General features: G+C 61.0%; 12 protein-coding genes. 2 read left to right on the forward strand and 10 right to left on the reverse strand.

Going from position 1 to position 15546, the window contains the following annotated elements; genetic code table 11:
- Window positions 1-28 precede the first annotated feature (28 nt).
- A complete protein-coding gene (gene estP / locus ACM6IT_RS10465; RefSeq protein WP_414917935.1) occupies window positions 29-1939 on the forward strand; it encodes an esterase EstP in 1911 nt (636 codons plus the stop codon).
- Between the two features lie 82 nt (window positions 1940-2021).
- Here the strand turns inward: estP and trpE are convergent, their stop codons facing one another.
- The 10 genes from trpE to ACM6IT_RS10515 all read right to left on the reverse strand — a co-directional run bounded on the left by trpE (window position 2022) and on the right by ACM6IT_RS10515 (window position 14387).
- Window positions 2022-3503 (reverse strand): anthranilate synthase component I, encoded by a 1482-nt coding sequence (gene trpE / locus ACM6IT_RS10470; RefSeq protein ID WP_056726656.1) that lies wholly within the window; start codon window positions 3501-3503, stop codon window positions 2022-2024.
- A gap of 69 nt (window positions 3504-3572) precedes the next feature.
- The gene (locus ACM6IT_RS10475; protein ID WP_414917936.1) at window positions 3573-4391 is read right to left on the reverse strand and encodes a phosphoglycolate phosphatase; all 819 of its coding nucleotides are present in this window, start codon (window positions 4389-4391) and stop codon (window positions 3573-3575) included.
- Window positions 4388-5062 carry a ribulose-phosphate 3-epimerase gene (gene rpe / locus ACM6IT_RS10480; protein ID WP_008027088.1) on the reverse strand — a complete coding sequence of 225 codons (675 nt, stop codon included), beginning with the start codon at window positions 5060-5062 and terminating at the stop codon, window positions 4388-4390. The genes ACM6IT_RS10475 and rpe overlap by 4 nt, the downstream gene beginning before the upstream one ends.
- 115 nt (window positions 5063-5177) lie before the next feature.
- Complete coding sequence (locus tag ACM6IT_RS10485; RefSeq protein ID WP_414917937.1) at window positions 5178-6326, reverse strand: iron-containing alcohol dehydrogenase; 1149 nt, start codon at window positions 6324-6326, stop codon at window positions 5178-5180.
- A gap of 235 nt (window positions 6327-6561) precedes the next feature.
- Window positions 6562-7386 carry an ABC transporter permease gene (locus ACM6IT_RS10490; RefSeq protein WP_007980200.1) on the reverse strand — a complete coding sequence of 275 codons (825 nt, stop codon included), beginning with the start codon at window positions 7384-7386 and terminating at the stop codon, window positions 6562-6564.
- Between the two features lie 12 nt (window positions 7387-7398).
- Window positions 7399-8646 (reverse strand): ABC transporter permease, encoded by a 1248-nt coding sequence (locus tag ACM6IT_RS10495; protein ID WP_095964075.1) that lies wholly within the window; start codon window positions 8644-8646, stop codon window positions 7399-7401.
- 170 nt (window positions 8647-8816) lie between these two features.
- Complete coding sequence (locus ACM6IT_RS10500; protein ID WP_056726652.1) at window positions 8817-9860, reverse strand: ABC transporter substrate-binding protein; 1044 nt, start codon at window positions 9858-9860, stop codon at window positions 8817-8819.
- Between the two features lie 48 nt (window positions 9861-9908).
- Window positions 9909-11033 (reverse strand): ABC transporter ATP-binding protein, encoded by a 1125-nt coding sequence (locus tag ACM6IT_RS10505; RefSeq protein WP_056726651.1) that lies wholly within the window; start codon window positions 11031-11033, stop codon window positions 9909-9911.
- Window positions 11034-11290: 257 nt separating this feature from the next.
- On the reverse strand, window positions 11291-11920 hold the full coding sequence (locus ACM6IT_RS10510) for a response regulator transcription factor (RefSeq protein ID WP_008051638.1): 630 nt from the start codon (window positions 11918-11920) through the stop codon (window positions 11291-11293).
- 70 nt (window positions 11921-11990) lie between these two features.
- The gene (locus ACM6IT_RS10515) at window positions 11991-14387 is read right to left on the reverse strand and encodes a PAS domain S-box protein (protein WP_414917938.1); all 2397 of its coding nucleotides are present in this window, start codon (window positions 14385-14387) and stop codon (window positions 11991-11993) included.
- 73 nt (window positions 14388-14460) lie between these two features.
- Here ACM6IT_RS10515 and ACM6IT_RS10520 point away from each other — a divergent pair, with 73 nt between their 5' ends.
- Window positions 14461-15450, forward strand: coding sequence for an alpha/beta hydrolase family protein (locus ACM6IT_RS10520; protein ID WP_414917939.1), 990 nt, complete (start codon window positions 14461-14463; stop codon window positions 15448-15450).
- Window positions 15451-15546: the final 96 nt, after the last annotated feature.

Here is a 15546-nt window from a genome sequence, read left to right on the forward strand (position 1 = left end):
CTAAAACAATAAATAAACGGACTTGCTCATGATCAAACAGTCGTTGTTTGTACCGCTCGCAGGATGCTTGCTCGCGATCGCATGCGCCCAGGCGAACGCCGCACCCAATCCTTATACAAATTTCGTTGTCTTCGGGGACAGTCTCAACGATGCAGGGACCTTTGCCGACACAGGCGGGCCTGCCGGAGCGACACAGCGCTTCACCAACCGGACGGGACCGGTGTACCTGGATGGCAGCGGCGAAGTCCGCTCGCTCAACTCCACACAGATCCTGGGTGGGAAACTGGGGTTTTCACCGGACCAGACGGCATCTTCTACTTCAGCAGTTCGCGCCAACGAAGGCCTGCCTGATGGTAACAACTGGGCTGTAGGCGGCTACCGTACCGACCAGATTCTTGATTCGATTACCAGCATCTCCGCCACCGGCGAACGCACCCGGTCCGGCTATCTTCCATCCAATAACTTCCGTGCCGACCCGAACGCACTGTATTACCTGTCGGGCGGCGGTAACGACTTCCTGCAAGGACGCGTCACCAGCCTGCCCCAAGCCAGTGCCGCCGCCGACCGCCTGGCCGACAGCGTGCAGACCCTGCAAACCGCTGGCGCCAGATACGTCATGGTCTGGTTGCTGCCCGATATCGGCTTTACCCCGGCGTTCAACGGCACCCCGCTGCAAGCGTTCACATCTCAACTCAGCGCCCAGTTCAACACTGAACTGGTAAGCCGACTGCAAAATATCAATGCCGAAGTCATCCCGCTGAACATTCCGGTACTGCTCAAAGAGACGTTCGCCAACCCGGCACAGTTTGGCCTGGCCACCGACCAGAACCTCATCACCACCTGCTTCAGCGGCAACGGTTGTACCGAGAATGCCCGCTACGGCATCAACAGCGCCACGCCGGACCCGACCAAGCTGATCTACAACGACTCGGTGCACCCCACCGAAGCCGGGCAACGCCTGATCGCCGATTACGCCTATTCCCTGCTGGCCGCACCATGGGAGCTGACCCTGCTGCCGGAAATGGCCCAGGGCACCGTGCGCGCGCATCAGGATGAGTTGCGCAACCAGTGGCTGGCCGATTGGGAAAACTGGCAAGGCGTCGGCCAATGGCGAGCCATTGTTTCCGCCGGCGGACAGCATCAGGACTTTGACGGTCAGGACAGCGTGGCAAGCGCCGACGGCAACGGAGCCAACCTGAACATCGGCGGCAGCTATCGTCTCGACGATGCCTGGCGTGTTGGTCTGGTGGCCGGTTTCTATAACCAGGAACTCGAAGCCGGCAACAACGACTCCGACTACAAGCTCAACACTTACCTGGGCACGGCATTCGCCCAGTACCAGCAAAACCGTGTGTGGGCCGACGTGGCGCTGACGGCCGGGCATCTGGATTACGACAGCCTCAAGCGCAAATTCCAGCTGGGCGTCAACGAACGCGGCGAAAAAGGCGATACCAGCGGCTACGTCGAAGCCTTCAGCGCACGCGTGGGCTACGACATTGCGCAACAAGCCAGCAGTCCTTGGCACCTGTCGCCGTTTGTCAGCGCCGACTTCGCCAAGGTACAAGTCGATGGTTACTCGGAGGACGGAAACAATTCCACGGCGCTGACCTTCGCCGATCAGGAGCGTATTTCCCGGCGCCTGGGCGCTGGCCTGCAGGGTAAATACCAGATCACCCCGCAAACCCAGGTGTTCGGCGAAGCGGCAATCGAGCGTGAGTACAACGACGATACCCAGGACGTGGACATCAACCTCAACAGCCTGCCAAACAACCAGTTCACGCTGGAAGGCTACACCCCGCAAAGTCACTTGCAACATGTGAACCTGGGGGTGAGCCACAACCTCACCAAGGACCTGGCACTGCGCGCCAGCTACAACATCCGCAAGGACGACGACTTCACCCAACAGGGCATCAATGTAGGTGTTGCGCTGGACTTCTGATGTGCAACCAATAAAAAACGCGGAGCCCTCACAGGCGCCGCGTTTTTTTGGCGATGAAATCATTGTGGGTTTTTTCGCAAACTCAGGCGTTCGGTGTTTGTTCCGCCAGGGCAACGGCGCGGAACATCGCGCGGCGCTTGTTCAGGGTTTCTTCCCATTCCAGCGCCGGCACCGAGTCGGCAACGATGCCGCCACCGGCCTGCACATGCAGCTCGCCGTTCTTGATCACCGCCGTGCGGATCGCAATGGCGGTGTCCATGTTGCCGTTCCAGGCGAAGTAACCGACCGCACCGCCGTAGACGCCACGTTTGACCGGCTCGAGTTCGTCGATGATTTCCATCGCGCGAATCTTCGGTGCGCCGGACAAGGTGCCCGCCGGCAGAATCGCCCGCAGTGCATCCATGGCCGTCAGCCCGGCTTTCAGTTGCCCGGTGACATTGGACACGATATGCATCACGTTGGAGTAACGCTCGATGACCATCTTCTCAGTCAGTTTCACCGAGCCGATTTCCGAAACGCGACCGGTGTCGTTACGCCCCAGGTCGATCAGCATCAAATGCTCGGCGATTTCCTTGTCGTCCGACAGCAGGTCTTTTTCCAGCGCCAGGTCAGCCTCTTCGTTGGCGCCCCGCGGACGGGTGCCGGCAATCGGGCGCACGGTGATCAGGTTGTCTTCGACCCGCACCAGCACTTCCGGCGAACTGCCAACGACGTGGAAGTCGCCGAAGTTGAAGAAGTACATGTAAGGCGTCGGGTTGAAGCAGCGCAGTGCGCGATACAGATCGATGGGGGCGGCCTTGAAGTCGATCGACATGCGCTGGGACGGCACGACCTGCATGCAGTCACCGGCCAGGATGTATTCCTTGATGGTGTCGACGGCTTTTTCGTAATCGTTCTGGGTGAAGCTGGAGCGAAACACCGGGTCAGCCGATTGTTGCTTGCTGAAGTCCAGGCCACGGCGCGGGGTGATCGGCTGGCGGAGTTTTTCCAGCAGTTCTTCCAGGCGCGCGCGACCTTGTTCAAAGGCGTCTTCCTGCGCAGGGTCGGCCAGGACGATAGCGTGCATCTTGCCGGCCAGGTTGTCGAACACCACCACGGCGTCGGACACCATCAGCAGAATGTCCGGTACGCCCAGCGGGTCCGGGTTCGGGCATTTGCCCAAGCGCTTCTCCACATAACGCACGCAGTCATAACCGAAGTAACCCACCAGGCCACCGTTGAAACGCGGCAGGCCGGCAATGGTCGGCACGTTGTAGCGCGCCTTGAAGGCTTCGACGAAGGCCAGCGGATCTTCCACGTCGTGGCTTTCGGTCTCGACGCCATCGACGGTCACGCTGACGTGATGATCATGAACCCGCAGCACGGTTCGGCACGGCAGGCCGATGATCGAGTAACGCCCCCATTTCTCGCCGCCCTGTACGGACTCCAGCAAGTAGGAATTGGGCTCGTCGGCCAGCTTCAGGTAGATCGACAGCGGCGTATCGAAGTCGGCCAGGGTTTCGCAGGCAAGCGGGATGCGGTTGTAGCCGGCAGCGGCCAAGCGCAGGAATTCTTCGCGGATCATGAGGTGCCTCGTGGCTTGAGGGTCGAACAGTCAGGTATGCAAACGCGCCGGAAACCGGCCAGGATAAAGTCAGGCGCGCCAACGCCAGCGGGCCAGGGCCTTCATGACTTTCATCCAGAGTTTGCGAGTGACCACCACGATGGCGTTTCCAGAAGGGGGTTTGACAGCGTCGGCCAACGTTATCTCAGCGGCCGGATCCAGGCAACCGGGAATTAGCTTGCGCAGGTCGTCGATCACCAGTGCCGGCGATTCTTCCGCGATCGTCCGACCGTGGTTATAGCCGTAGCTCAGGGCCACGCACTTGACCCCCGCCGCTTTCGCCGCCAGCACATCGCTGCGCGAATCGCCGACGAACAAAGACTGCGAAGCCGGAATGTTGGCCATTTTCATCACGAAAAACAGTGCGGCCGGATCGGGCTTTTTTTGTGGCAGGGTGTCGCCGCCGATAATCCAGCGGAAATAACGGCCGATTTTCATCTGATCCAGCAGCGGCGCGACGAAACGCTCCGGCTTGTTGGTGATCAGCGCCATCTCGACGCCCTGCTTTTGCAGCCATTTGAGGGTGTCGCGCACGCCGGGGTAAACCACGGTCAACTCATGGCTCTCGCCATAAGCCTGCATGAAATGCTCCAGCGCCCGTTCGGCTTCGTGGTCATCGACCGCCGAATGATCGATAGCGCCAGCCAGCGCACGACGCACCAGTACCGGCGCGCCGTTGCCGACCCATTCGCGTACCGCTTCCAGACCGGCGGGCTTGCGACCGAGTTTGAGCAGCATCTTGTCCACAGCCACTGCCAGGTCCGGGACCGAGTCGATCAAGGTACCGTCCAGATCGAACATCACCAGCCGCGGCAGTTGCCCCGGGAACAACTGCTCAAATCCACTCATGGGCGAGCCAGCGCCAGTTCGGAACGCATCTTCTCGATGACTTCCTGATAGTTCGGCGCATTGAAGATGGCCGAGCCGGCGACGAAGGTGTCAGCGCCAGCCGCGGCGATTTCGCGAATGTTGTTCACGTTCACGCCGCCGTCGATTTCCAGGCGGATGTCACGGCCCGACGCATCGATCAGTGCCCGCGCTTCGCGCAGTTTGTCGAGGGTGCCGGGGATGAACTTCTGCCCGCCGAAGCCCGGGTTGACGCTCATCAGCAGGATCATGTCGACCTTGTCCATCACGTACTTGAGCACGTCCAGCGGGGTCGCCGGGTTGAACACCAGGCCCGACTTGCAGCCGCCTTCGCGGATCAGTTGCAGGGAGCGGTCGACGTGCTGGCTCGCTTCCGGGTGGAAGGTGATGTAGGTCGCGCCGGCTTCGATGAAGTCGCCCACGATGCGGTCCACCGGGCTGACCATCAGGTGCGCGTCGATCGGCGCGGTCACGCCGTACTTGCGCAGTGCCGCGCAGACCATCGGGCCGATGGTCAGGTTCGGTACGTAATGATTGTCCATGACATCGAAGTGCACGAAGTCGGCGCCGGCGGCCAGGACGTTGTCCACTTCTTCACCCAGGCGGGCGAAGTCGGCGGAGAGAATCGACGGAGCAATTACGAAGGGCTGCATGACGCACCTTTTCTGAGCAGAATCACGATGGCGCGCATTGTATACCTCATGCTTTGAAGCGCGCACCGTGAGCGCGATGATTGGACCTTGCCATCATCCATCGACGGCTGGGGTCCTAGTACGCCGCGCGATAGATCTTTTCGATATCGACGGCACTCAACTTACGCGGATTGTTGCGCATCAAGCGCTCGATCCCCGCTGCTTCCACGGCCATGGAAGGAATGGCGTCCTCGGGCACACCGAAACTACGCAGGCCCTGGGGAATTTCCACCGCGGCACACAGTTCGGTCATGGCTTGCACGGCTTTGTCAGCCGCTTCGTTGATGCTCAAGCGAGCGGTCTTCACGCCCATGGCCTCGGCGATATCCTGCATGCGTTCGATACAGGCCATCTTGTTCCAGGTCATGACATGGGGCAGTAGCAAGGCATTACTGACCCCATGGGCAATGTTGAAGCGCCCGCCCAGCGGATACGCCAGCGCGTGCACCGCGCCAACCCCGGCATTGCCGAACGCCATGCCGGCCATCAGGCTGGCAGTGGCCATGTCTTCCCGGGCTTGCAGGTTCGACGGATTGGCATACGCCTTGGGCAAAGCCTTGGCGATCAACTTGATGGCGCCGATGGCCAGGGCATCGGTAATCGGCGAGGCGTTGACCGACAGATAGGACTCGATGGCATGCACCAGCGCATCGACGCCGCTGGCCGCCGTGACGCTGCGCGGACAGGTCAGGGTCATTTGCGGACTGACCAGCGCCACATCCGGCAACAGATAGTCGCTGACAATGCCCTTCTTCAGTTGCGCGACCTTGTCGGAAAGGATGGCGACGTTGGTCACCTCCGAGCCGGTGCCGGCGGTGGTCGGGATGGCGATCAGCGGCGGGCCTTTGCGCGGGACCTGATCGATGCCGAACAGATCCGCCAGCGCACCGTGGTACCCGGCGTAGGCCGCCACGCTCTTGGCAATGTCGATGGCACTACCACCACCGAGGCCGATCAAGCCGTCATGCCCACCGTCGCGATAGGCCTGCATGCAATCTTCGACGATGGCTATTTCCGGGTCCGGCAGCACCCGGTCGAAAATCTCGTAACTGCGTTCGCCCAGCTGCGCCAGTGCCAGCTCTACCGTGCCGGACTTGACCAGGGCGGCGTCGGTGACGATCAGCGGGTTGTCGATGTCCAGACGCGTAAGCTCGGCAGACAGCTGCTCGATGGCACCTGCGCCGGTGATCAATTTGTGAGCGATTTTGAAAGAGGAAAGACTCATGTGCGCAGCCTCTTATAGGTAAGGGAGCTGGGCACAATAGTAGCTGGGGATTGCGGGTTGTCTTCTATTCAGGCGGTGAATGACCCAGGTTTCCGGGAACACCAAAAATCACTGTGGGAGCGGGCTTGCTCGCGAAGGCGGTGTGTCATTCAACCAATACATCAGCTGACACTCCGCTTTCGCGAGCAAGTCGGATCGCCGCACCGCCGCTCCCACATTTTTACCGGGTTCGGCTTCAGACCTGCGCAGTACGCAGTTTCTCGCTACGCCCTCGCAGCCATTCCAGGGTCAGCAGCAGGATCACCGAGAAAGCAATCAGCAGCGTCGCGGCGGCGGCGATGGTCGGGCTGAGGTTTTCGCGGATGCCGCTGAACATCTGCCGTGGCAGGGTCGCTTGTTCGGGGCCGGCGAGGAACAGCGTCACCACCACCTCATCGAACGACGTCGCAAAGGCAAACAGCGCCCCGGAGATCACGCCCGGCGCAATCAGCGGCAAGGTCACCCGGCGGAACGTGGTCAGCGGCGAAGCACCCAGGCTCGCGGCGGCCCGCACCAGGTTATGGTTGAACCCCTGCAAGGTCGCCGACACGGTAATGATCACGAACGGCACACCCAACACCGCATGCACCACGATCAGCGAGAAGAAGCTGTTACCCAATCCCAACGGAGCAAAGAACAGGTAACTGGCCACACCGATGATCACCACCGGCACCACCATCGGTGAAATCACCAGAGCCATTACCAGCGCCTTGCCGGGGAAGTCGCCCCGGGTCAGGCCGATCGCCGCCAGCGTACCGAAGACCATGGCCAGCACCGTGGCTGCCGGGGCGACGATGATGCTGTTCTTCAGGGCGCGCATCCATTCCGCCGAGGCGAAGAAATCGTGATACCACTGCAATGAGAAGCCCTGCAGCGGGTACACCAGGAAGCTGCCGGAGTTGAACGACAGTGGAATGATCACCAGCACCGGCAGGATCAGGAACAACAGAATCAAGCCGCAGAGAATCCGCAAGCTGTAGAACCACACCCGTTCGATGGGCGACATATAAGGACTCAGCATTTCGTTCTCCCCTTAGCTCAGGCGCAGGCGGCTTGCGCCTACCAGCCAGCTGTAAATCAGATAAAGCACGACCGTCGCGAGCAACAGCAGCCCACCGAGTGCGGTCGCCATGCCCCAGTTGATGCTGGTGTTGGTGTAGAAGGCGACGAAGTAGCTGACCATCTGGTCGTTCGGGCTGCCCAACAATGCCGGGGTGATGTAGTAGCCGATGGCGAGGATGAACACCAACAGGCAACCGGCGCCGACACCGGCATAGGTCTGCGGGAAATACACCCGCCAGAAGCTGGCGAACGGATGGCAGCCGAGGGAAATCGCGGCGCGCATGTAGGTCGGCGAGATCCCTTTCATCACGCTGTAGATCGGCAGGATCATGAACGGCAGCAGGATGTGCACCATGGAGATGTAGACACCGACGCGGTTGAACACCAGCTCGATCGGCTTATCGATAATGCCCATGGCCATCAGGCCGCTGTTGATCAGGCCACCCGATTGCAGCAACACGATCCACGCCGCGACCCGTACCAGGATCGAAGTCCAGAATGGCAGCAGCACCAGGATCATCAGCAGGTTGCTCTGACGCGACGGCAGGTTCGCCAGCAGGTAAGCCAGTGGATACGCCAGCACCAGGCAGATCACGGTGATGACCAGGCCCATCCAGAAGGTACGGGCGAAGATGTCGAGGTAGATCGCCTGATCCGGGGTGGCCGGGGCGATTTCGCCGAGGTCGTCGATGCGGTGATCGACGGCCGCCAGCAGATAATACGGGGTGATGCTGCTGGTGTTGCGACGTACCGCTTGCCAGTAGGCCGGGTCGCCCCAACGCTCATCGAGACCTTCCAGCGCTTCTTTATAAGAAGCCGGCTCGGTTGCGAGCGGCAAGGCGCGGGCGGTTTTGGTCAGCAGGCTGCGGTAGCCGGCCAGTTCCATGTTCAGGCGTTTGGACAGATCACCCAGGGTCTGATTCTTGCGAGCCTCGGCGAGGTCTTCGGCCGCTGCTTTGTAAACCGGTTCAGCGGGCAGGCCGCGGCCGTCCCAACTGGCGATGGCGGTCACGGTGCGCGGCATGCCGCCGACCACTTCCGGGTTGCCAACGCTTTTGTAGAGCAGCGCCACGATCGGCACCAGGAACACCAGCAACAGAAACAGCACCAGTGGCGCGATCAACGCCTGGGCCTTCCAGCGATTGACCCGCTCGGCGTGCTTGAGCCGCTGCTTCAAGGTGGGGCTGGTGCCCTCGTTCAGGGGAACGGCGATAGCCATGACGTACTCCGGGAATCTTTGAATGGGCGGCACCACCCACGGTGATGCCGCATTACATCAACACTCATGAAACACGCCAGTCCCTGTAGGAGCTGGCGCAGCCTGCGATCTTTTGGCGTATTCAAGACCGCTGAAGAGCAAGATCAAAAGATCGCAGCCTTCGGCAGCTCCTACTTGGCAGCCCAGGCGTTGAAGCGCTGTTCCAGTTGCTCGCCGTTGTCAGCCCAGAAACTGACGTCGATCTGCACCTGGTTGGCGATGTTTTCCGGGGTGGTCGGCATGTCTTTCAGGACATCCTTGGCCAGCAGCGGTACGGCCTGGGTGTTGGCCGGGCCGTAGGCGATGTTTTCCGAGTAGGTCTTCTGCTGCTGCGGCATTACCGAGAAGGCGATGAACTTCTTCGCCGCTTCAGCGCGCTTGGCATCCAGACCTTTTGGAATGGCCCATGCGTCGAAGTCGTAGATGCCGCCGTTCCACACGACTTTCAGGTTGCTTTCTTTCTGCACGGCAGCGATACGGCCGTTGTAGGCCGAGCTCATGACCACGTCACCCGAGGCGAGGTATTGCGGCGGTTGTGCGCCGGCTTCCCACCACTGGATGTTTGGCTTGAGCTCATCGAGCTTCTTGAACGCGCGGTCCTGACCGTCCTTGCCGGCCAGCACTTTGTAGACGTCTTTGGGCGCAACGCCGTCGGCCATCAGTGCGAATTCCAGGGTGTACTTGGCGCCTTTACGCAGGCCACGCTTGCCCGGGAACTGCTTGGTGTCCCAGAAATCCACCCAACTGGTCGGTGCGGTTTTCAGCTTGTCGGCGTTGTACGCCAGCACGGTCGACCACACGAAGAAACCTACGCCGCAAGGCTGGATGGCGCCCTTGACGTAGTCTTCGGTCTTGCCGAACAACTTCGGATCAAGCTGCTCGAACATGTCTTCGTCGCAACCACGGGACAGCTCCGGCGACTCAACCTCTACCAGATCCCAGGACACGCTCTTGGTGTCGACCATGGCCTTGACCTTGGCCATTTCGCCGTTGTACTCGCCGGCCACGATCTTGCCGTTGCCTGCCGCTTCCCACGGTGCGTAGAAGGCTTTGACCTGAGCCGCCTTGTTCGCGCCGCCAAAGGACACCACGGTCAGGTCCGGGCCGGCCGCCATTGCGTGTGCCGCGCCCATCATGCCCAGTGCCAAAGCGGTGAATTTCAGGGATCTCAACATTTATTGTTCTCTCCACGTGCAGGGTTGGTGTTGGTGTTGCCGGGGCGATCAATGCGCCTCTAGAAGTGGGTCGAGCGCGCGAACGTGTTCGACCTGCCAGCCAAGCGGTACCACGTCGCCGACGGCGAGCGAGGGATCTAGCTCGGCAATCGGCTGTTTCACGAAGAAGTCGGTCTTGCCGCAGACTTCCATGCGAACCCGGACGTGGTCGCCCAGATAGATGAATTCCTCGACTCGCCCGGAGAAGCGGTTGACGCATTGGTCGCTGGAGCCATTGAGGCTCACTCGCTCCGGACGAATGGACAGGGTCACCGGCTCGCCGGTCTGGCCGACGTTGACCGCCAAGGCCTCTACCTTCTCACCCCGCCCGAGCTCGACAATGCAACGGTCGCCGGTCTGGCTGTGCAGGCGGCCATTGAGACGGTTGTTCTCGCCGATGAAGTTGGCGACGAAGGTGTTCTTCGGCTCTTCATAGAGGGTGCGCGGCGGCGCGATCTGCTGGATTTCACCCTGGTGGAACACCGCCACACGGTCGGACATGGTCAAGGCTTCGCCCTGATCGTGGGTCACGTAGACCACGGTGACACCCAGGCGCTGGTGCAGGTGCTTGATCTCCATCTGCATGTGTTCACGCAGTTGTTTATCGAGTGCGCCGAGGGGTTCGTCCATCAGCACCAGTTGCGGCTCGAACACCAGCGCGCGGGCCAATGCCACACGCTGTTGCTGACCACCGGAAAGCTGCGCCGGGTAGCGCTGGGCGAAGGCATCGAGCTGGACCATGCTCAGCACGCGCTTGACCCGGGCACTGACGTCGCTCTTGTTCATGCCGCGTACGGTCAGCGGGAACGCCAGGTTCTCGGCCACCGTCATGTGCGGGAACAATGCGTAGTTCTGGAACACCATGCCGATGTCGCGCTTGTGCGGCGGCACGTTATTGATGGCGCGCCCGCCCAACAGGATTTCGCCCGCGGTCGGCGTTTCGAAGCCGGCGAGCATCATCAGGCTGGTGGTCTTGCCGGAACCGGACGGTCCGAGCAATGTGAGGAATTCGCCTTTGCGAATGTCCAGGTTGAGGTCCTTGACGATCAGGTTCTCGCCGTCGTAGCTCTTCTGCACTCCACGAAAGCTGACCAGAACATCATTGGCCCCTGCGCTTGAATCGACCTGGCTCATACCCACACCTTTGTTATTGATGACTGCTGTGGGACTAAGCCTAGTGGACGCTGGGGACCGCGCAAATCGGGGGGCAAGAGAGATTGGCCTCAGCCGGATGGAAGGTTGGGGGTAGGGATTGCCCTACAAGGATGGCGCGTTTGGGCAAATGTAGTGGCAAGGGGTCAGCTATAAGCCACAAGAACAAGCCCATGCGATATCTGGAGCTGTCGTAAATGGATATGCCACCACTGGACCACACTGAATTTCGGTGTGTTTTAGAGGAGCTTGTGTTCCATCGCGTACTTCACCAGTTCCGCCAGCGAGGTGATGTTGAGCTTCTGCATCAGCCGCGCCTTGTGGGTGCTGATGGTCTTGCTGCTCAGCGCCAGTTGCTGGGCGATGTCATTGACGTTGGCGCCCTGGGCCAGGCGTTCGAACACGGAGAATTCGCGCTCGGAGAGCAACGAGTGCAATGGACGCGAGTCGGTAAGACCGACTTCGAAAACCATGCGATCGGCCAGTTCCGGGTCGATATAACGCCCGCCTGACGCCACTTTACGAATGGCCGTCAGCAAGAGCGCCGGGTCGCTGTCCTTGGTCGCATAACCCGCAGCGCCCACCTTCAACGCCCGGGCGGCCATTTGCGCTTCGTCATGCATCGACAGCACCAGGATCGCGGGTGGATTGTTCAGGGCGCGAATCCGCGGAATCGCTTCCAGGCCGTTGACGCCCGGCATGGAGATATCCAGCAACACCACTTCGCAGGGCACATGACGCAAGGTGTCGAGCAACTGCTCACCATTGCTCGCCTCCCCCACTACCAGCAAGTCCTTGGCCAGGCCGATCAACTGCTTGATGCCTTCGCGGACAATGGTGTGGTCTTCGGCTACCAGTACACGGATCACGTTCTTCTCCAGGGTCAAGATCTATCGCGAGCGTTCCGACGATGACGTCAGAGCAAACAATAGATAAACATCAGGCTGCATCCAGCGGCACTCGCACACTCAGAGTCGTGCCTTCACCCGGCTCACTCTCAAGCGACAACTCACCGCCCATGATCAACACCCGCTCGCGCATGCCGACCACCCCAAAGGATGTCGGCCTGCCAGCTGCGGCGACAAATCCTACGCCATCATCGCTGACCGTCAGACACAACTCGTCGCCTTCCAGCGCCAGTGTCAATTCAACAGTATGCGCCTGGGCGTGCCGCATGACATTGGTCAGCGCTTCCTGAAGGATCCTGAACAAACCGATTGCCTTCGCATCGCTGAGCACCGGCAAGTTGTCCGGCACCTGCACCAGACACGGGATCTGCGTGCGCGCCTCGAATCGACGGGCCTGCCACTCAATGGCCGAGGCGATGCCCGCGTCGAGAATCGGCGGTCGCAATGCCGTGGCCACATCACGAACCAGCTGAAACAACTGAGCGATCAAGCGCTTCATGCTGTTCAAGCGCTCGTTCAGACCCGGATCAAGCTGCGCGTAAGCCAGTTCGCACATGGACGTTTCCAGCTTCAACACGGTGAGCATCTGACCCAACTCGTCGTGAACTTCCCGGGCAATGCGCGCCTTTTCTTCTTCGCGCACGCTTTCCAGGTGTGCGGACAACTCACGCAACTGCTCCCGGGAGCTGGCCAGCTCAAGCTCGATGCGCTTGCTTTCGCTGATGTCCCAGACGATTCCGTCCCAGACATAGGCACCGTCATCCAGCCGGCGGGTGATGGCCTTGATTTCCGCCCAGCGCTGCTCGCCCTGACGCGTGAGGATTCGCCCCTGCCACGACCAGTCGCTGTCGGTATCCAGCGCATGATCCTGGGTCTGGTGATAGCTGGCCTTGTCATCCGGATGCACCAGGCTGCGCAGGCCTTTATCGCGATGCGCCAGCGTGGCCGGCGAGTAACCCACCAGGCTTTCGCTGCCTTCACTGATGTAGGCAAAGTCGATCTGACCGGTCACCGGCGCCCGCTCCAGGCGGAAAACCAGCCCCGGAACGTTGGCGGCGATGCCTTGCAGGCGCGCCTCGCTTTCCTGCAAGGCCGCCAGGGCGCGACGCCTCTCGGTGACATCGTTGAGGTAAACCACCAGGTATTCGCCATCGCGAAAGCGCAGAAAACTCAACGAGACATCGGCCGGCAGGATGCTGCCATCGGCCCGCACGCAATTGGATTCAAAGCTTTGCGGGCCGTCTTCACTGGCCCGGGCGCGCTTCCACAGGTTCAGCCAACGGTCCATGTGCAGGCCAGGCTCGAAATCGATCAGGGGCCGATCGATGATCCCGCCGGCCGGATAGCCCAGCATGCTCTCCGCCGCGCGGTTGGCGTAGCGCACATGGCTGTCCCAGTTGACCCAGAGGATACCGACGGTGCTCTGATCGATGGAAAACTGGGTGAGCCGCAGGGCCTCTTCGCTGGCGGCGCGCAAGGCAATGTCTTCCTGCGCGGCCAGCAGACGCTGCTCCAGGTGGTGCTGCTGGCGACGCTGCCAGACCACAATGGCCATGCAACTGGACGCCAGCACGGCCAGCAGAAGGCAGAGGTTTTGCCAAAATCCCGGCGACTCGGTGAGCCGCGGATACTTGGGTTGCAGCCATTGATTGTGCAGTTGCTCCAGATCCTTGGCCGGGATCGCCCGCAATGCACTTTCGACGATGCCCGCCAGTTCCGGTTTGTCGCGCCGCGTGGCCACCCGCAGCAGTTGCGGCAGGCCGACATCCCCCACCACCACCAACCCGGCGAACTCCGTCTCGACCGACAAGCGTCCCAGTTGCGCCTCATCGATCACCGCATAAGTTGCCTGCTGGCCAACCAGTAATTGCAATGCCTGGCGCTCCATCGGTACACCTTGCAGATTCAGGTGCGGGTAGTTGCCACGCAGGTAATCGGCGATGGCACTGGGCATGCGCACGGCGACGCGGGTCTGGCTGTCGAGTTTTTCCAACTCGACCGCGCCAGCGCTTTTCTGGTCGCTGACCACCAATTGCGGCACCCGCATGTAGGGGTCGGAAAACTGCCAGAGACGCAGCCCGCCAGGGGTCTGGGTCAGGCCCGGAGCAATGTCGATTTCGCCCTCGCGGGCCGCGGCTTCCAATTGTTCAAGGTCGGGAAAATTGCGCCAGCTCAGTTCGACATTGAGGTTTTTAGCCAACCACTTCATCAACTCGATGTTCACCCCGGACAAGCGCTGCAAGCGGCGGTCGTATTGCGCATAGGGCGCCTGCAACACCACGCCGACCCGCAACTCGCCCTGCTGCGCCAGCCAGTGCTGCTGTTTCGGGGACAGTTGGGCAACGGGCGCCGGAGGCGCGGCGGCCGCCCAGCCCATCAAGGGAAGCCACAAACAGCCGATAACCCACAGGCAGCGAAAACGCATCATTGAACTCTCACACCCTGACAAATACAGACCAACCCATTAGGCTGCCGGAACATCTTCTGGCCTGGAATATCCGATGCCCCCTGTCTACCGCCTGGCACTGCCAGCATTGTGCCTGTCGCTGATCCTGCCTTGCGCTTTTTCCGTCAAGGCGGCCGACCCGGCGCCCGCCGCGGAGGAAAAAACCGCCGAAGAAAAACCACTCGAACGTCAGCCGCTGCCTGAGCGTAGTCAGGAAGAAGCGACTGCACTTGAGCGAAAGATCCCGGCTCAGGAACAGCAACAACTGCAAGCAGGCACCGACACGTTTCTGGCCTTGTGGAAACCGGCCAATACCGCCGAACCCAAAGGCGCGGTGATTATCATCCCCGGCGCCGGCGAAACCGTTGACTGGCCGCAAGCAGTAGGCCCTTTGCGGCGCAAATTGCCGGATGCCGAGTGGAGCAGCCTGAGTATCACCTTGCCAGACCTGCAAAGCGATGCCATTGCGCCACGAATCGTCGAAGCAGCGCCGACACCCAAACCCGCCGAAACCGGCAGTAAAGACTCGACCACCGCGGCCCCTATCGAACAGGTGGCCGGTGGCGAGGCCGATGTGGCCGACAAGCCCTTCGCCGAAACCACCGAGGAACAGTCCAAGGCAGATGCCGAGCGGATCTTTGCCCGAATCGATGCCGCGATCGCTTTCGCCGAACAGCAAAGCGCCCGCAGCATCGTGGTGTTGGGGCATGGTTCGGGCGCCTATTGGGCCGCGCGCTACCTGAGCGAAAAGCAGCCATCGCAGGTCGAAAAACTGCTGATGGTTGCCGCCCGGACACCTGTGGCGGCCACGCCCGGGCTGGCCGAGCTGACCCCGACCCTGAAACTGCCGACCGCAGATATTTTCTACAAGGACAAAGCGCTGGATCGCGATGCAGCATTGGAGCGCCTGCAGGCCAGCAAACGCCAGAAATCATCGGCATTCAGCCAGGTCGCACTCAAGGCGTTGCCGGATACCAAGGCCGAACAGGAGCAACTGTTCCGTCGGGTGCGAGGTTGGTTGAATCCGCAGAGCCCGGCGGGCTGACAGACCGAGGCGCGATCATCGCGGGCAAGCCACGCTCCCACAGGTTTTGTGCCGATCAGAAAATTGCGAACGACACAAAACCTGTGGGAGCGAGCT

The organism is Pseudomonas sp. IT-P4 (genome assembly GCF_949767755.1).
Lineage (GTDB): Bacteria > Pseudomonadota > Gammaproteobacteria > Pseudomonadales > Pseudomonadaceae > Aquipseudomonas > Aquipseudomonas monachiensis.

Bases quoted from the DNA above. Each gene is read 5' to 3' on its own strand.
- estP (WP_414917935.1), top strand. From the start codon at position 29: ATGATCAAACAGTCGTTGTTTGTACCGCTCGCAGGATGCTTGCTCGCG.
- trpE (WP_056726656.1), bottom strand. From the start codon at position 3,503: ATGATCCGCGAAGAATTCCTGCGCTTGGCCGCTGCCGGCTACAACCGC.
- ACM6IT_RS10475 (WP_414917936.1), bottom strand. From the start codon at position 4,391: ATGAGTGGATTTGAGCAGTTGTTCCCGGGGCAACTGCCGCGGCTGGTG.
- rpe (WP_008027088.1), bottom strand. From the start codon at position 5,062: ATGCAGCCCTTCGTAATTGCTCCGTCGATTCTCTCCGCCGACTTCGCC.
- ACM6IT_RS10485 (WP_414917937.1), bottom strand. From the start codon at position 6,326: ATGAGTCTTTCCTCTTTCAAAATCGCTCACAAATTGATCACCGGCGCA.
- ACM6IT_RS10490 (WP_007980200.1), bottom strand. From the start codon at position 7,386: ATGCTGAGTCCTTATATGTCGCCCATCGAACGGGTGTGGTTCTACAGC.
- ACM6IT_RS10495 (WP_095964075.1), bottom strand. From the start codon at position 8,646: ATGGCTATCGCCGTTCCCCTGAACGAGGGCACCAGCCCCACCTTGAAG.
- ACM6IT_RS10500 (WP_056726652.1), bottom strand. From the start codon at position 9,860: ATGTTGAGATCCCTGAAATTCACCGCTTTGGCACTGGGCATGATGGGC.
- ACM6IT_RS10505 (WP_056726651.1), bottom strand. From the start codon at position 11,033: ATGAGCCAGGTCGATTCAAGCGCAGGGGCCAATGATGTTCTGGTCAGC.
- ACM6IT_RS10515 (WP_414917938.1), bottom strand. From the start codon at position 14,387: ATGATGCGTTTTCGCTGCCTGTGGGTTATCGGCTGTTTGTGGCTTCCC.
- ACM6IT_RS10520 (WP_414917939.1), top strand. From the start codon at position 14,461: ATGCCCCCTGTCTACCGCCTGGCACTGCCAGCATTGTGCCTGTCGCTG.